Genomic DNA, 15,191 nt, shown 5'->3' with positions numbered 1-15,191 from the left:
GATTTTGGCGGAAGAACGCCTTACAGAAATGAGGATCCGATGCCAGACTCCTGATATGGCAGATGCCTCTGTCGTGACGGCCATCATCTCGGCGGCCGGTGGAATGGTCGGCGCGCTCAGTGCCCTCGGGGGCGTCGCCCTGACCAACCGGGCCGCCGCCAGGAAGGAAGAGCGGGAGGCGCGGCGGCGGCGGGAAGAACAGCAGACACAGGCGCGCGAGCAGGCGTACGGGGATCTCCTGGGCGGTGTTCTCAAGCTGCGGCTGCAGGTGGAGGTCGCGGCTCACCATCCCTGGGAGGACATGAACGAGCGGCTCGCCGCCATCGAGGCGCAGGCGGCGTCGGTCGGCGACCTGGCCTCACGGGCGGCCGTACTGTGCCCCGGCGAGGTGGCCGGAACGGCGCGGGCGCTGGCGACAGCCGCGTACGGTCTGGCGAGCCAGGCCACCCGGCACACCCGTATGAGCTTTGACGACGGCGGCCAGTTCGTGAGCGGGCAGATGCTGGAGCCGCCGTCGTTCCAGCGGCTGGATCGATGCGTCGATGACTTCTGCAGGGTGGCCGTCGAGCCGGAAGACGCTCAGGAGCCGCCCGGGGTGTCCCCCAAGAGCTGAGCGGCCTCGGCGTACTGATGGCGGGTGAGAGCGGGAGCGGTGGCGGCCAGCGAGAGGCGGGCCAGGTCCGCGGCCGCGGTGCGGTCGCCGCCCAGCGCCCGCACCCGGGCCGCGTAGAGGAGCGCGGGTCCGTTGCCGGAACCGGCCTCGAGCACGGCCGCCATCTCCTCCTCAGCGCCGCGGGAATCCCCTGTGCCGATGAGGGCGAGGGCGCGGGCGGCGCGGCCTTCTGGGCGTAGATGCGGCCGGACCTGGTCGAGGTCGCGCAGGGCACTTTCCGCCTGGCCCAGGTCGGCCAACATCTCCCCACGGGTTCGCAGCGCCTCTGGCGTGTGGGAATCGGCGTCGAGCACCTCGGTGAGCACGGTCACCCCGGCGCGGCTGTGCCCGACCTGCCACAGAGTCCGGCCCAACTCGGTCTGCAGGGTGAGGTCGGCAGGCAGCCGGTCGACGGCGGAGCGCAGGGTCTCGACCGCTTCGACGTCGAGGCCCTGCGCCAGGAGCGAGTGGCCGATGGCGGCCAGCAGGTAGGCCACGGCCACGTTGTCCTGGAGGGCTTCGAACAGGGCGGCGGCGGTGCGGTAGCAGGTCACGGCCCGCTGAGGGTCGCGTCGCAGATGGGCGATGTCTCCCATGCGCGACTGGGCACGCGCCAGCAGCGTCAGGTCCGCCTCGCCCGCAGCGGCGAGGGCGGCGCCGGCGTTGTGTTCCGCGGCCGCCAGATCTCCTCTGAACAGCGCGGACGCGGTCGCCGACAGGTGCCGCTCCGGACCGGTGTCGCCCGGGTGCAGATCGTCGATGTCCAGGTTCATGAGCGGGCCGGTCAGGAGCTCGTGGCGTAGCCGGTACGGCGGGCGTGCCTCGAGCACGTACCTGTCCTGGAAGGCCGCGAGCACGGCGGCGGGCAGGCCCTCGCGGGCGGCGGCCTCTGCCGCGTCGGCGCCGGGCCCCGTGGCGAACGTCCGTTGCAGCCACGACGCGAGGCGCAGCGTCGAGACGTTGTGCTCGGCGGCCACGTCCGCGATCGCCTGCCCGCAGAACTCCCGGAGCGATCGCTCGACACCGGGATGCGCGTGCACGTCCTGGACGGTGATGGCCGTGATGTCGGCGGGCAGCGACGCCCACAACCGGGAGCAGACCGCCTGCAGGAGAACCGGATCGACCGCGTCGCGTCCCGTGGCGACCGCGGAGACGATGTCCTCGGCCGCGCCGTCGGCGTACCATCTACCGCTGCCCTGGACCGGCCGCTCCACGGCCTCCACGGCGTCGGCCGCCGTCAGCGGGGCCAGCACGTACGGCTCCAGGGGCCCCAGGGCGGCTTCGAGGTCGGCGAGATGCTCCTGCCTGACCGACAGCAGGAGGTGCAGATCCGGCAGCTCGCCGATGGCCTCGCGCAACTGGGCCAGGAAGTCGGCTCGGTGGGGATCGAGCCGGGCGTGTCGTTCGAAGACCTTCTCGACCTGGTCGATCGCCACGAAGAAGGGACTCGGACGGCCTGGATGGCCGGCGCGGCGGAGGAACTCGTACAAGGACAGCCCGGCGAGATGACTCGGCGGCGTCGCGGGCACCCAGGAGCAGAGCAGGGCCAGCGTGTACGGGTTGTGCTCGGGCAGTGCGGCGAGCGCCGCCGGTGGCGGTCCGAAGGGCCGGCCGACGGGCAGGACGCCGGCGGTGCGGAAGGTGGTGTCGGAGACGAGCCGCGCGTGGAGCAGCGAGGTCTTGCCTGAGCCGGGCGGCCCGGTGAGCACGCTCAGCCGATGCCGCCGCCAGCGGTCGGCGAGCTCGGCCACCGCTTCCGAGCGCCCGAAGAATTGCTCGGCTTCTTGCGCACGAAAAGGGCGTACGCCGACATATGGCTGCCGATCGACATAGTGGGCCATCACGCTGACAGTCATCGCAGCGATCCCATTCGAAATGGGGGTCCTGCAAGCAGGATCGGCTTCGGATACGAGAGTCCGACCGCGTTCGTTCGCTGACCGCCGGGCTGAAGGAACAGCCATGCGGCGATGGCGAGAAGGAGGCGTGTCGGCCGGGTGCGCGATTGCCATGGAGAAGACGGCGACTGCTCAGAAATGCTGTCGACTCCTCTCACGGTAAGCGCCGTCGCCCGGCGGAGCCCGGTTCGACGTACGACGTGAGTTTATGCCGGTGGGCGGCGCACTCACGCCGCGACCCACCGCAGAGCCCGCGTGCGCCCGCATTCCGTTCTCCTCCCTTGCCTCGCGGGGAGCTGGCTGCGATCCGTGTCGAGAAGTGGCGTCATATGCTCTGATTGAACCCGAGGAGCGATCCGTTCTGGGCCAGCGCCCTCTTCACCGCCTGGCCGAACACGGAGGGGTCTTCCGCGGAGAGGGCCGCTATGTCGCGGAGCGAGGCTCCAGAGAGATCAAGCAGGCCACCGTCGTCCTCGTCGACACGCTCGTGCAAACCATCCTCCTGCCTCTCCACTGTCACTCCAGACTTCAGTGCGGTCGCTCGCACAGTCGGGCCGCGCGAGCCCGCTTCGTGAAGGCATGCCTGCCACAGCATCGCCCATATGACGGACCTTGCCTAGGGGGAGGGGCGTGGACGCCGCAAAGTTTGTGACCAGGTGGAACCTTCGAGCCGAAGATCATCGGATCGGAGGTCTGTCCCTTTATATCCTGATTGGTGTAGTAGATGATGATGTGAGGATATTGGTGGAATATTAGGATGGAATGTGAATTATTTGGCGCGCTGACCACGCCTGAGGTGTCAAGCTAGGAGGCCCGCGTCAGTGTTGCTACGATCGGTCCGTGACGGCTTCTCGGACGGTGGGACGCGGCGGATTGCCGGAAGTGTGGGGCGAAAAGATACCTCCACGCAATAAGAATTTCACTGGTCGGGAAGGGCTTCTCGAACGGCTTCGCGGTGGAATCGCATCTGATGTGACCGCGGTGGTGCCGCATGCCCTTCACGGTATGGGGGGCGTCGGCAAGACCCAGGTCGCCGTGGAGTATGCCTGGCGTTATCAGTCCGAATATGACCTCGTCTGGTGGATATCCGCAGACCAGGCGCTGCTGGTGCCCGCGGCGCTGGCCGCGCTGTCTCCCCGGCTCGGGCTCCCGCCCGCCAAGGCGGTCGGCATCGACGACACCGCGGCTGCCGTTCTGCATGCGCTGCGCCGCGGCGAGCCGTACGAGCGGTGGCTGCTCATCTTCGACAACGCCGACCGCCCCGAGGACATCAACCAGCTCATTCCGCGCGGTCCCGGCCATGTCCTCATCACCTCGCGCAACCAGGAGTGGCGCAGCGTCGTCGAGACCGTCCCGGTGGACGTGTTCACGCAGGGCGAGAGCGTTCAGTTCCTGCACAAGCGCGTGTCCAGCAACCTGCGTGAGGCGGACGCTCAGCGGCTCGCCGACGAGCTGGGGCACCTGCCGCTCGCGCTGGAGCAGGCCGGCGCGCTGCAGGCCGAGGCGGGCATCTCGGTGGACGAATACCTCCAGCAGCTCGCCAAGCACATGCCTGACACGTTGCAGATGCCCAAGCCGCTGGACTACCCACGGTCGATGACGGCGGCCTGGCGGCTGTCGGTGAGCCAGTTGGAGCAACAACTGGCCGAAGCCGTCGAGCTTCTCCGGTGCTGCGCGTTCTTCGGCCCCGAGCCCATTCCGGTCGACGTCTTCCGCTGGGGCGTGTCCGATGCGGTGGGCCCTGGCCTGCAGCAGCTCCTCGATCGGCCGCTGCTGCGCAGCAAGGCCATCCGCGTGATCGGTCGCTACGCCCTGGCCAAGCTCGATCCCGAGACGCGCACCCTGCAGGTGCACCGGCTCATCCAGGCGCTGCTGCGTGCCGACCTCAGCGAAGAAGAGCATCACCGTTACCGGAAGGTGGTCCACCTCCTGCTCGCCAGCGCCGTGCTGGGCGATCCGGACGACGAGGCCAACTGGCCACGCTACGCGGAGCTGGTCCAGCACATCGTGCCGGCCGAGGTGGCGACCACTCGCGATCCGAAGGTGCGCGAGTTCGCGCTCAAGATGGTGCGTTACCTCTACATGTCCGGTCAGCACCAGACGAGCCGTGCCTTCGTGGAGAGCTTCCTCGACGAGTGGATCAAGGACTCCGGTCCGCACGACGAGCACGTGATCGTGGCACAGTCGCAGCTCGGCCTCGTGCTGCGTGAGCTGGGCGACTACTCGAAGGCCTACGAGACCGACAGGTCGGCGCTGGAGCGTTCGCGCCAGGTTTTCGGGCCGGACCACGAAAGGTCATTGTTCATCTCGCAGGGGTTCGGGGCGGACCTGCGCGCCCTCGGTGACTTCGACCGGGCACGAGAGCACGATGAGGACGTCCTGCGTGGACACGAGGCCACGTTCCCGCCCGACCACCTCGAGCTGTTGTCCGCCAAGAACAACCTGGCCCTCGACTACGCCCTGATCAGCCGCTACGAGCGCGCGCGAACCGTGCACGAAGAGGTCTTCACCCTCTCCAGCCGGAAACTCGACGTCAGCAAGGTGTCCCACCTCGCGTTCTGGGGCAACCTCGCCCGGGTGGTGCGGTTGTGCGGCGACTATGAGGAGGCCAGCGATCTCGGCGAGGACGCCCACGCCTTCGGCGTTCAGGAGCTCGACGTCGAGCACTGGGTGACCCTGCGCACCGCCAAAGACCGTTCGATCGCACTGCGCCGTACGGGCCGGGTGGATGATGCGCTCGAGTTGGCACAGGACGTCTACGAGCGATACAAGCGGCTGTACGGTGCGAGCCACCCCGACACGCTGGCCGCCGCCATGAACCTCGCCAACACCATGCGGAGCACGGGCCGGATCAACTCCGCGTTCGAGCTGGCCCAGGACACGATGAACCGCTATCCGCAAGCGTACGGCCAGGACCATCCGTACAACCACGGATGCGCGGGCAACCTCGCGTTGCTGCACCGGGTGCGGGGAGACGCCGAGAGCGCGCGCAAGCTCAACGACCAGTGCCTGCGTGCCCTGCAGTCCAGGCTCGGCCCTGACCACCACTACTCCGTCACCGTGGCGATCAATCTCGCCAGCGACCTGACGGCGCTCGGCGAGCTGGACGCCGCGCTGAGCCTCAGCGAGGACGCGCTCGAGCGGACCCGGCGGGTGCTCGGTGAGCTCCACCCGTTGGCGCTCGGGTGCGCCGCCAACCTGTCTGTGGTGCTTCGGCGCCGGGGCGCCGAAGAGCAGGCCCAAGAGCTGCAGTCACGGACCATCGCCCAGTACGAACGCGTGCGCGGCCACGACCACCCCGACACGGTGGTCGCGACGGAGGGCAGGCAGCTCGACTTCGACTTCGACCCACCGCCCATCTGACGGCCGTCGTCACGCCTGCAGGCCCGCGTTCGCCCGTCGCCAGCGGACCAGGTGGCGCTCGTTCGCCGCGCGCGCCCGCGCCGCGGCGGCACTTGGCACCTGCTCGCTCTGCCAGTCGGCCAGCACCCGGCACATGTGCGCGGCGAAGTGTTTTCCCGCAGGCGTCAGCAGGCCGGAAGCCAGGAGGGTGTCCACGGCTCTGTGGGCGCCGGTACGCCAGCGCGCGAACTCACTGTGCGCGAGCAGGGCCCTGTCACCGCGCTCGCGGGTGCGCTGGCGCCGCCAGAACCCGCTGACGCCCAGGTAGGCGTACGCCCCTTGCAACAGGCCGCCGGCCGGTCGTGGATCCTCCCGCCAGGGCGCGTAGAACCGGCGACTGTCATCGGGCTCGATCAGACGCACGATGTCGAGCAGGGCTCCCAGCTTGGCGTGCTGTACCTCGTGCGCGAGCACCGCGGCGAGCGTGAGGCCGTCCGAGGGCGCCGACAGACCGACCGTGCCGAAGGTCTCCGAGGCCGTCCCGCTCACCTGCCCGTCGGCGGGCGGGCGAAGCGGGGTGAGTACACGATGCGCCACCGCGATCTCTGCGGCCGTGGCCGGGTGATGGATGGTGAGGATGTCCCACGCCTCATCGAGGGCGGAACGCCAGCGCCGCAGCTCTCCTTCGGGCAGCCGGTCGGCTACGTCCGCCGGCATGCGGTGCGGGTCGACGTCGTCGAGGACGAGATCGAGGGTGCGGCCATTGGCGGAGGTGGTCAGCCGCCGCACACCGCGCCAGCCCGGGGCGTCGCGGGTGTGGTCCGCGGGGATCGGCACGCGGACGCCTTGGCCGAAGACCTCCGCGCCCCGGGGCGTGGACCGCACCGTGGCCGTACCCTCCGGTAGGAGCGCCTCCCCCAGCGACGGCAGGGGCAGCGATCCCCCGAAGGTGCGCACGTCGATGGAGAGCGGGGCCCGCGCCCTGATGGCGGCGGCCGCCGTGACCGCGGCGAGGTGGTCGGGCCGAGCCCGCGTCGGATCGTGGTCGAGGGCGAGCAGGGTGGTACGCAACCAGGCTCCCACGGCCGGATAGCACAGCACGTCCTCGACCGCCCCGGGTGCCTCGTCCTGCAGCGCGGCGAGCCGGTCGTAGGCGTCCGCGGCCCGGCCCGCGCCCGGATGCCTCGTCGTCCTGGCGCTCTGCACGACCCCGCGCAGCAGCAGCAGATGTTTGCTGCGTTCGACGGTGGCGAGCTGGCGCACGGCTTCGGCGCCACCCCCTCCGGCCGCAAGAGTGGCGAACACCTCGTCAGATATGCGGTGCCTGCGGAGGTTCATCGAAGCCTTTCGAGCTGGGCGGCGAGATCGGCAGCCACGACGCTTCTGATGTGTCGGACGAGCTGCAGCAGGTCGGGGCAGTACACCGACGGATTGGCGAAGCCGCTCCCCGAGCGGTAACGGTGGGCGAACTGGCCGCCGCCGCAGACGCTCCGCATGTCGCACGCCCGGCATTCCTGGGCGAGCGCGGGCTCGCCAAGCTGGCGGGCCGCGGCCTCGGGCAGGAGCAGGGCGTCGTCGAACGTGTTCACGTCCACGCGCAGCCCGGTGGAGGCGGCACCAGGGGAGGACGATCGCACTGTGTCGGACAGTTCTATCGTGCCGTCAGTGTCGATCACGAGGACCGTCACCGGGGACAGTCCCACCGCTTCGCTGTTGGACCGGCCGCCGAGCAGCAGTTGGATGATCTCGCTGAAAAGGCGGACGTCGGTCTCCATGTGGGGCGCGGCGTACCAGCGGTCGAAGACGGCGATCAACCAGTCGGCATACGGCGTCGCCGCGGAACCGGGTAGGCGCCCCGGTGGCGGAAACGACCAGTTGCCCAGCGGGAGCAGGAAGTCGATCCTCGGCGGCCGGTGCTCGAGTAACGCTTCATAACTGGCCAATGGGTCGTTGCGCAGATCTATCGTGCACAGCAAACCACTGAACAGATGCGGAAACGAGTCGCGGAGCAGGCGCAGCGACCGTGTGACCGCGTCGTAACTGCCCTTGCCGTTCGCGAATTTCCGGTGCCGGTCATGGGCGTTCCTGTCGCCGTCGAGACTTACCGCCACGGCGATATCGAGTTCCGCGAACAGGCGAAGGTGGCCGACGTCGAGCCGGATGCCGTTCGTTTGCACGCGGGCGCCCACCCGGGCGGACCGGCCGACCGCCTCGCGGGTTGCGGTGACGATGTGGGCGATGAGGTCGGGACCGGCGAGAAGGGGCTCGCCGCCGTGGAGTATCAACTCGACGGAGGGCAGGTCGTGGGCCCGGACATGCTCGGCGATGCGCGCGGCGATGCGCGTGGCGGTGGCGGCGGACATGCGGATCGGCTGGTCCCGCCAGCTCTGGTCCGCCATTTCATAGACGTAGCAGTACGCGCACGAAAGGTCGCACCTGCTATTGACCTTCAATACGAATTCGCGAAATGGACTGGGCACCCACCCCTGGGCTCTGAGGATGCCGGGATCCAAGGTTCTCGGCCACTCGGTATGGTCTGGACGCCCCATCGATCCGAGGTTCACCGCCACGCCTTGATCAACTCCCGAGGTTTGAGCATCGGCGCGTCGTTGCGCAATCGGTTGATGGACCACAACCACTATGAGCGGGCAAAAGGATCTCGTCAAACCACCGAGCAGGGAGAAGGGCGTTCCAAATGGCGAAAGAACGGCCTTGCGGACCGCCGGGTAAAGGTGGGCAAGACCTGCGCCGCCGTTTCATGCGGAGGGTCTGCCGGCGGCGGGCCGTTCGACGGGGCCGAACTCCACCCCGCGCTCCACCCTTCGGAGGTGCCGCTCCACCCCGTCCCGTTCCTACCGTCTCGTCCATGGACAAACGCAACGGCCGGTCGGGCCTCTGGCTCGATCTCCTGCACCGGCTCCTGGACGCCAACGGGGGAAAGTTGAACGGCAAGCTCCTGCTCGCGATCGTCGTCGTCGCGGCACTCGTCATCGTCGGCTTCGTCGTCTTCCGGCTTATCTTGGTCGACATGATTCTGACCCTGAAGGACTCCCGCTAGGCCATGCGCGAGGTACGAGCCCGGGTCGTACGGCTGCTGGCGGCCGACGACCCGGAAACCGGTCGCCTGGCCAGGCTGTTGATGACGCTCGTCCTGGCCTGGTCGCTCGCCACCACGTCACCCGCCCGGGCCCCGGCCCTCGTGTGGTCGGCGCTGGCGGCGTCCATGGCCTGCTGGCTGGCCTTCGTCCTCCTCGACCGCCATGCCCCGAGAACGGTCGCGGCGCTGCTGGCGGGAGGTTCGGCGGTGGCCGCGTCGGTGTCGGGGTCGGAGCAGGCGGCTCCCACGGTCTTCCTGTTCGCGGCGTTGCTCCTGTTCGCCGCCCACGTCACTCCCACCATGACCGCCATCGTCGCGGTCACCACCGTCGACCTCGCCCTCACCGCCGCCAGCCTGATCTGGTGGCACCAGCCACGCGAGGCGATCGTCGTCCGAGGCGCGGTGATTCTGTGCACCGTCCTGTTCGCGCTGCACCGCCGGCACCACCGCCGCGCCCAGCAGGACCGGGCCAGAGCCATGGCGCTCGACGAACGCGCCCGCATCGCCAGGGAGCTCCACGACGTCCTGGCCCACTCTCTGGGCGCACTCGGTGTCCAACTGGAGGTGGCGGAAGCCCTGCTCACCGAACGCGGCGACGTCGACGGAGCAGTGAGCCGTATCCGCAGGTCACGGGCGCTCGCGAGGGAGGGTCTCGTCGAGGCCCGCTCAGCCGTGGCCGCCCTCCGCGAGGACGTCCCGCCGCTGGCCGACGCCCTCGGCCTGCTCGTCGCCGAACTCCGCAGAGACCACGACGTGCCCGCTGAGCTGCGTACGACCGGCACCCGCCGGCCCATCAGCCCGGCCGCCGAGGTCTGCCTGCTCAGAACGGCCCGCGAGGCCCTCACCAACGCCGCGAAACACGCCTCGAATCAGCCGGTCACGGTCGAGCTCGGCTACGGTGAGGGCGCGGTGCGGTTGGTGGTGCGCAACCCCTGCCCGGCCGCCCGGCCGATCTCGTACGGGCACGGACTGCAGGGAATGGCGGAACGCCTGGCCCTGGCGGGTGGCATCCTGCGCGCCGGGCCGGACGGCGACATCTGGGAGGTCAGAGCGGAGGTGCCGGAGTGAGGGTCGTGGTCGTGGACGACCAGCAGCTCATGCGTGAGGGCCTGGTCGCGCTGCTGAACCTGGTCGACGGCGTCGAGGTCGCGGGTGACGCCGCGAATGGTGAGGAGGCGATGGGCCTCGTCGCCGAGCTGCGTCCCGACGTCGTGCTCATGGACCTGCGCATGCCCGTCATGGACGGCGTGGAGGCCACCCGTCACATCGTCCGGCAGTATCCGGAGGTGGCCGTCGTGGTGCTCACCACCTACGACGACGACGGGTCCGTCGACTCCGCCCTGCTGGCCGGCGCCCGCGGCTACCTCACCAAGGACGCCGGGCGCGCCGAGATCGCCGCCGCCCTCCGTTCCGCCGCCGCGGGGCAGTCGACCTTCACGGCGTCGGTGTCCCGCCGTCTGGTCGACGCGTTGTCCCGCGCCGCCCCGCCGCCGGTCACGACCTGCCCGGACGGGCTGACCGCCCGGGAGGTCGAGGTGCTGCGGCTCATCGCCGGCGGTCTCAGCAACACCGAGATCGGCGCGACCCTGTTCATCGCGGAGACGACCGTCAAGACGCACATCAACAACGCCTTCGCCAAGATCGGCGTCCGCAACCGCACGGAGGCCGCCGTCTACGCGCACGACAACCTGGGCCTGCGATGACATCGCCACGTGAGGCCGTCATCGGCCTGGCTTGAGGGTGGCGGCGTGCGGGCGGCCTGCGTGGTGGCGCGGGTCAGCGCGTCTGGAGCAGGAGATTGATGACGACCGTGAGCACGATGGACAGCAGTATCGACGCGGCGATCATCGCCAGGCAGCCCATCCCGCCGCCCAACGGCCTGACGTCCCAGTTCCCGATTCGCACAGTCACCGCCCCTACCCGGGCGAGCCGGGCAGGGGCCGCACTTTGACAAGACTTGGCGGAGATCTTCACTGCGCTGCCGGTGTCCGAGCTGTTCGGGGCCCCTCCTTGGGCAGGTAGTACCTCAAGCGGGAGAAAGGCGTTCCTGCCGTAGGCGAGGCACCGGCAAGCGGGGGAGAGCGATGAAGGGGTACGACTTCGAAGGACCGGCGCTGGAGCTCGGGGCCCTGGTGTCCGAGGACGGCACCGCCGACCCCGCAGAGCGCATCCGGATCCCGTTGGGCATGCTCAACCGCCACGGCCTCGTGGCCGGAGCCACCGGGACGGGAAAGACCAAGACCCTCCAGCTCATGGCGGAGCAGCTCGCCGCGCAGGGCGTTCCGGTCTTCCTCGCGGACGTCAAGGGCGACCTGTCGGGCCTGGCCTCACCTGGCACACCCGCCCAACGCGTCTCCCAGCGCGCCGCCGAGGTGGGACAGACCTGGCAGCCCCTCGCCTGCCCCGTGGAGTTCCTCTCGCTGGGCGGTCTGGGGTCGGGCATCCCGATCCGCGCCACCATGACCGCCTTCGGCCCGACCCTGCTCGCCAAGGTCCTCGGGCTCAACGAGACGCAGGAGTCCTCGCTCGGACTGATCTTCTACTTCGCCGACAAGAACGGACTGCCCCTGCTGGACCTCAAGGACCTGATCGCGGTCATCCGGTACCTGACCGCCACCCCCGAGGCGCTGAGCGGGATCGGCGGGCTGTCGGCGGCGACGGCGGGGGTCATCCTCCGCACGCTGACCAACTTCGAGGCGCAGGGGGCGGAGGCGTTCTTCGGCGAGCCGGAGTTCGACGTGCGCGACCTGCTCCGGGTGACGGAGGACGGCCGCGGGATGGTCTCCACCCTCGAACTTCCCGCCGTGCAGGACCGGCCGCAGCTCTTCTCCACCTTCCTGATGTGGCTGCTCGCCGACCTCTTCCAGGCGCTGCCCGAGGTGGGCGATCCCGACAAGCCGAAGCTCGTGTTCTTCTTCGACGAGGCGCATCTGCTGTTCGACGGCGCGTCCAAGGCGTTCCTGCAGTCGATCACCCAGACCGTACGGCTGATCCGGTCGAAGGGCGTGGGCGTGTTCTTCGTCACCCAGACGCCGAAGGACGTACCGGCGGACGTGCTGGCCCAGCTCGGCGCGCGCGTGCAGCACGCCCTGCGCGCCTTCACCCCCCAGGACGCCAAGGCGCTCAAGGCCACCGTGTCGACCTTCCCCGCGTCCTCCTACGACCTGGAACGGCTGCTCACCGAGCTGGGCATCGGCGAGGCCGTCGTCACGGTCCTGTCGGAGACGGGCGCGCCGACCCCGGTGGCCTGGACCCGCCTGCGCGCTCCCGAGACGCTCATGGCGCCGTCCGCCCCGGACGTGGTCGAGGGCGTCATCGCCGCCTCTCCGCTGCGGCAGAAGTACGGCACGGCGGTCGACCGCGAGTCGGCCTACGAGATCCTGTCCGAGAAGCTGTCCGCCCAGCAGCCCGCCGAGACCTCCGAAGCCCCGCGCGAGCCGGACAGGCCCAGGGAGCGGGAACCGGAGCCGAGGCCGTCGATGCTGGAGAGCGTGCTGGAGTCGAAGGAGTTCCGCTCCATGGCCAGGTCGGCGGCGTCCGCCCTGGGCCGGGAGATCACCAGGTCCATCTTCGGCACCGCCCGCCGCAGGCGGCCGTAGCAGCGGTCGAGTCTCGTCGGCGTCGCTGGTACGGCACGCGCTGGACGCCCGGCGTCCGGCCCTGAGCGCGGCGAACCGAACCCGGCCCGTTGCGTCTGAGCGCAGGCGTGCGGTGAGTTGAGATGTTCCTGCCATCGGGATGCCTCTGTATTCTCTCTTGGGTCAAGGCAGGTTTACCGGGGTGCGGGCAGGGAGGGGCGCGGATGGTCCGGCTGACCAGGGCTCAGCAGCAGGAGCGCACGCGCGCGGCCGTGCTGGCCGCGGCGAGGGAGGAGTTCGCCGAGCGCGGATACGCCGCGGCGAAGGTCGACGTGATCGCCGAGCGGGCCGAGCTGACCCGTGGCGCGGTCTACTCCAACTTCCCGAGCAAGCGGGCCCTCTACCTGGCGGTGCTGGTCGACCTGGTCGAGGGCGGCGTGACCGGCGACGCCCCGCCGTCGTTCTGCTCATCGCCACCGCCCGCCCCGTCCTCGGCCGCCGAGGCGCTGGGGGCGTTCGCCCGTACCTGGCTCGAACGGCTGCCTCTGACCGGAGACACACCCGCGGCCGGTCAGGTGCACGTCCGCTCGCTGGCCGGGGTGCTCGACGACGACGCGATCCGCACCGTGTTCGGTCAGGTGAACCGGCTGGAGGCGCTGCTGCTGGCGCTCGCGCTGGAGTCGTACGCGCCCGCCGGTGCGCCGCCCGCGCGGCAGGTGCGGCGGGCCGCGCTGGCACTGAGACTGCTGGACGGTCCCGGCGCCTCGGTGGATCCGGCGCTCGGCTTCGGCGACCCCTTCGACGTCGCGCAGGGCTGCGCGCATCTGTACGGGCTCGCCCTCGCCGACACCTGGGACCCGCCGCACCTGCCCTACGTCCGTCCGGCCCGCGCCTGCCAGGACCGGTGGGACCCGCCGCCGGAGCTGCGGGACCTGGTCACCGGTCGCCCGGTCGGGTTCGACGAGGACGGTGTGATCGCGGTGCTCGGCGTCAACCGTCTCGACGCCGCCGAGGAGGCCGTCCGCGCCGCGCGGGAGGGCGACCGCATCACCGTGGCCGTGGCGACGACCGACCCGGCCGAGCTCGGCCGTCTCGTACGGCTGAGGATCGGCGACTTCACCCAGTGCCTGCGGCGCGTGTTCGCACCGGACGCCTGGCCGCGCCTGCGTCTCGTCCTCGACGACCACGGCCTGCTGGCGTCGGCCGTCGGCGTGCCGGACGCCGACGACGCCACCGAACACGCGGTACGCGTCCAGCAGGGCACGCTGGTCGCCCGAGCCAACGGACGAGGCGCCGCACACGCCGCCGCGACCGCCCACCCCGCGACCACGGGCCTGTCCCGCACCACCCCCGAGGGGGCCGCACCGCGCCCCAGCCCGTCTTCCCCCAATTGACCAGCGCCGACCTGCTGGTGCCGCACTCCCTTCGCTGCATCGGCTACTCGACCATCGCCGCGCTGACCGGGCTCCCCGAGCCCGACGCCGAGTCGGAGCCGATCGACCTCGCCCGGCCGGACTGGGGCCATGGCAAATGTCATGCCCGTGCCGGGCAGATCCCACAGGAGCTCATGGCCGACGGCACTGCTGCCGCGCCGAGTCCCGCAGGAGGGTGGACGCATGCGACACAACGGTCCCGACTCCCCGGCCTTCGACCCGCACGCCCATCACCCCGCCCCCGCAACGACCGCCCCCGCACCGACCATGCTCCACGACGCGTCACGGCGCCGCCGTGGACCGCGGCCGGTCCCGCCGGGTGTTCCCTACCATCGCGTACTGGCCGGTGAGAAACGCCGGGTCGGACGCGGCGTCCTGGCGCTCGTGCTGCTCCTCGTCGGGCTGTTCGGCATCGGCGGTGTCCTCAGCGCCCTCGGCTCCGCCATCGACCAGGCGCTCGGCAGGACCAACCCGATCGCGGGCGGTACGGAGTTCACGCCGATCTACCACGCCGCGAACCTCATCTCGATCGCGTTGATGATCCCATGGAGCATGTGCGTCCAGCGCTGGCTGTACGGGGTGAGGGGTGCGTCGCTGCACTCCGTGCGGTCCGCCTTCCGGCCCGCCGTGTTCGGCCGGGCGGCGCTGACGCTCGTGCCGATCTGGGCGCTCTACATGACCGGCTTCTTCCTCCTCTCGCCCTACACGCAAGGATCGTGGCGGTTCGCCGACCTGGTCGCCGTGTTCGTCATCACGCTCCTGCTGTCGCCCCTGCAGGCGGCGGGGGAGGAGTACGGCTACCGTGGCCTGGCGTTCCGGGTGGCCGCGAGCTGGGGTCGCGGGCCGCGTACGGCGCTCGTCCTCGGCCTGGCCGTGTCGAGCGTGCTGTTCGCGGCCATCCACCTGTCCACCGACCCGTGGCTGAACGGCTACTACCTCACCCTCGGCGTCACCTTCGGCCTCATCACGTGGCGCACGGGCGGCCTGGAGACGGCGATCGTCATCCACGCGGCCAACAACACGCTCGCGTACCTGCTGATGATCGTCACCCACGCCGACCCCCTCGCGGGCGCCGACCGCTCGGCGGGCGCGGGGACGGCCGTGATGCTCCTTCCCTGCGTCCTGATGGCGGTGATCACCGCCGTCGTCTGGGCGCGCACGCGAAGGACCGGTCCTGGCCTGACACCCTGACGG

13 protein-coding genes are annotated in these 15,191 nt (G+C 70.3%); 8 read left to right on the top strand and 5 right to left on the bottom strand.

Annotated elements, in window-relative coordinates; all coding sequences use genetic code 11:
* The first annotated feature begins 55 nt into the window (after positions 1-55).
* Positions 56-613 (top strand): hypothetical protein, encoded by a 558-nt coding sequence (locus ABD844_RS39900; RefSeq protein ID WP_344890307.1) that lies wholly within the window; start codon positions 56-58, stop codon positions 611-613.
* Here the strand turns inward: ABD844_RS39900 and ABD844_RS39895 are convergent.
* Both ABD844_RS39895 and ABD844_RS39890 read right to left on the bottom strand, forming a co-directional pair.
* On the bottom strand, positions 580-2,508 hold the full coding sequence (locus ABD844_RS39895) for an nSTAND1 domain-containing NTPase (protein WP_344890304.1): 1,929 nt from the start codon (positions 2,506-2,508) through the stop codon (positions 580-582). The two genes, ABD844_RS39900 and ABD844_RS39895, sit on opposite strands and share 34 nt — an antisense overlap.
* Positions 2,509-2,872: 364 nt before the next feature.
* Complete coding sequence (locus ABD844_RS39890; protein ID WP_344890301.1) at positions 2,873-3,040, bottom strand: hypothetical protein; 168 nt, start codon at positions 3,038-3,040, stop codon at positions 2,873-2,875.
* Positions 3,041-3,387: 347 nt separating this feature from the next.
* On the opposite strand from ABD844_RS39890, the gene fxsT reads away from it, so the two are divergent.
* Positions 3,388-5,910, top strand: coding sequence for an FxSxx-COOH system tetratricopeptide repeat protein (gene fxsT / locus ABD844_RS39885; protein WP_344890299.1), 2,523 nt, complete (start codon positions 3,388-3,390; stop codon positions 5,908-5,910).
* A gap of 9 nt (positions 5,911-5,919) precedes the next feature.
* Here fxsT and ABD844_RS39880 read toward each other — a convergent pair whose 3' ends face one another.
* Both ABD844_RS39880 and ABD844_RS39875 read right to left on the bottom strand, forming a co-directional pair.
* Entirely contained in the window at positions 5,920-7,227 is a 1,308-nt protein-coding gene (locus tag ABD844_RS39880; protein ID WP_344890296.1) for an HEXXH motif domain-containing protein, read from the bottom strand.
* Positions 7,224-8,438 carry an FxsB family cyclophane-forming radical SAM/SPASM peptide maturase gene (locus ABD844_RS39875; protein WP_344890393.1) on the bottom strand — a complete coding sequence of 405 codons (1,215 nt, stop codon included), beginning with the start codon at positions 8,436-8,438 and terminating at the stop codon, positions 7,224-7,226. Before ABD844_RS39875 ends, ABD844_RS39880 begins: the two co-directional genes overlap by 4 nt.
* A 317-nt stretch (positions 8,439-8,755) precedes the next feature.
* Here ABD844_RS39875 and ABD844_RS39870 point away from each other — a divergent pair, with 317 nt between their 5' ends.
* Genes ABD844_RS39870 through ABD844_RS39860 form a run of 3 tightly spaced genes read left to right on the top strand, consistent with a single transcriptional unit; the run spans position 8,756 to position 10,689 of the window.
* A complete protein-coding gene (locus ABD844_RS39870; RefSeq protein ID WP_344890293.1) occupies positions 8,756-8,947 on the top strand; it encodes a hypothetical protein in 192 nt (63 codons plus the stop codon).
* A gap of 3 nt (positions 8,948-8,950) precedes the next feature.
* Complete coding sequence (locus ABD844_RS39865) at positions 8,951-10,054, top strand: sensor histidine kinase (RefSeq protein ID WP_344890290.1); 1,104 nt, start codon at positions 8,951-8,953, stop codon at positions 10,052-10,054.
* Positions 10,051-10,689 (top strand): response regulator, encoded by a 639-nt coding sequence (locus ABD844_RS39860; protein WP_344890287.1) that lies wholly within the window; start codon positions 10,051-10,053, stop codon positions 10,687-10,689. Before ABD844_RS39865 ends, ABD844_RS39860 begins: the two co-directional genes overlap by 4 nt.
* Before the next feature lie 73 nt (positions 10,690-10,762).
* Here the strand turns inward: ABD844_RS39860 and ABD844_RS39855 are convergent, their stop codons facing one another.
* A complete protein-coding gene (locus ABD844_RS39855; RefSeq protein ID WP_344890284.1) occupies positions 10,763-10,897 on the bottom strand; it encodes a hypothetical protein in 135 nt (44 codons plus the stop codon).
* Positions 10,898-11,070: 173 nt separating this feature from the next.
* On the opposite strand from ABD844_RS39855, the gene ABD844_RS39850 reads away from it, so the two are divergent.
* The 3 genes from ABD844_RS39850 to ABD844_RS39840 all read left to right on the top strand — a co-directional run bounded on the left by ABD844_RS39850 (position 11,071) and on the right by ABD844_RS39840 (position 15,188).
* Positions 11,071-12,585 carry a helicase HerA-like domain-containing protein gene (locus tag ABD844_RS39850; protein WP_344890281.1) on the top strand — a complete coding sequence of 505 codons (1,515 nt, stop codon included), beginning with the start codon at positions 11,071-11,073 and terminating at the stop codon, positions 12,583-12,585.
* Positions 12,586-12,788: 203 nt separating this feature from the next.
* Entirely contained in the window at positions 12,789-13,958 is a 1,170-nt protein-coding gene (locus tag ABD844_RS39845; RefSeq protein WP_344890278.1) for a TetR family transcriptional regulator, read from the top strand.
* Between the two features lie 222 nt (positions 13,959-14,180).
* Positions 14,181-15,188, top strand: coding sequence for a CPBP family intramembrane glutamic endopeptidase (locus ABD844_RS39840; protein WP_344890275.1), 1,008 nt, complete (start codon positions 14,181-14,183; stop codon positions 15,186-15,188).
* The last annotated feature ends 3 nt before the right edge of the window (positions 15,189-15,191 follow it).

Source organism: Nonomuraea antimicrobica (assembly GCF_039536965.1).
GTDB lineage: Bacteria > Actinomycetota > Actinomycetes > Streptosporangiales > Streptosporangiaceae > Nonomuraea > Nonomuraea antimicrobica.
The sequence above is the reverse complement of the archived record's forward strand: the minus strand, read 5'-3'. Positions and strand labels throughout refer to the sequence as shown.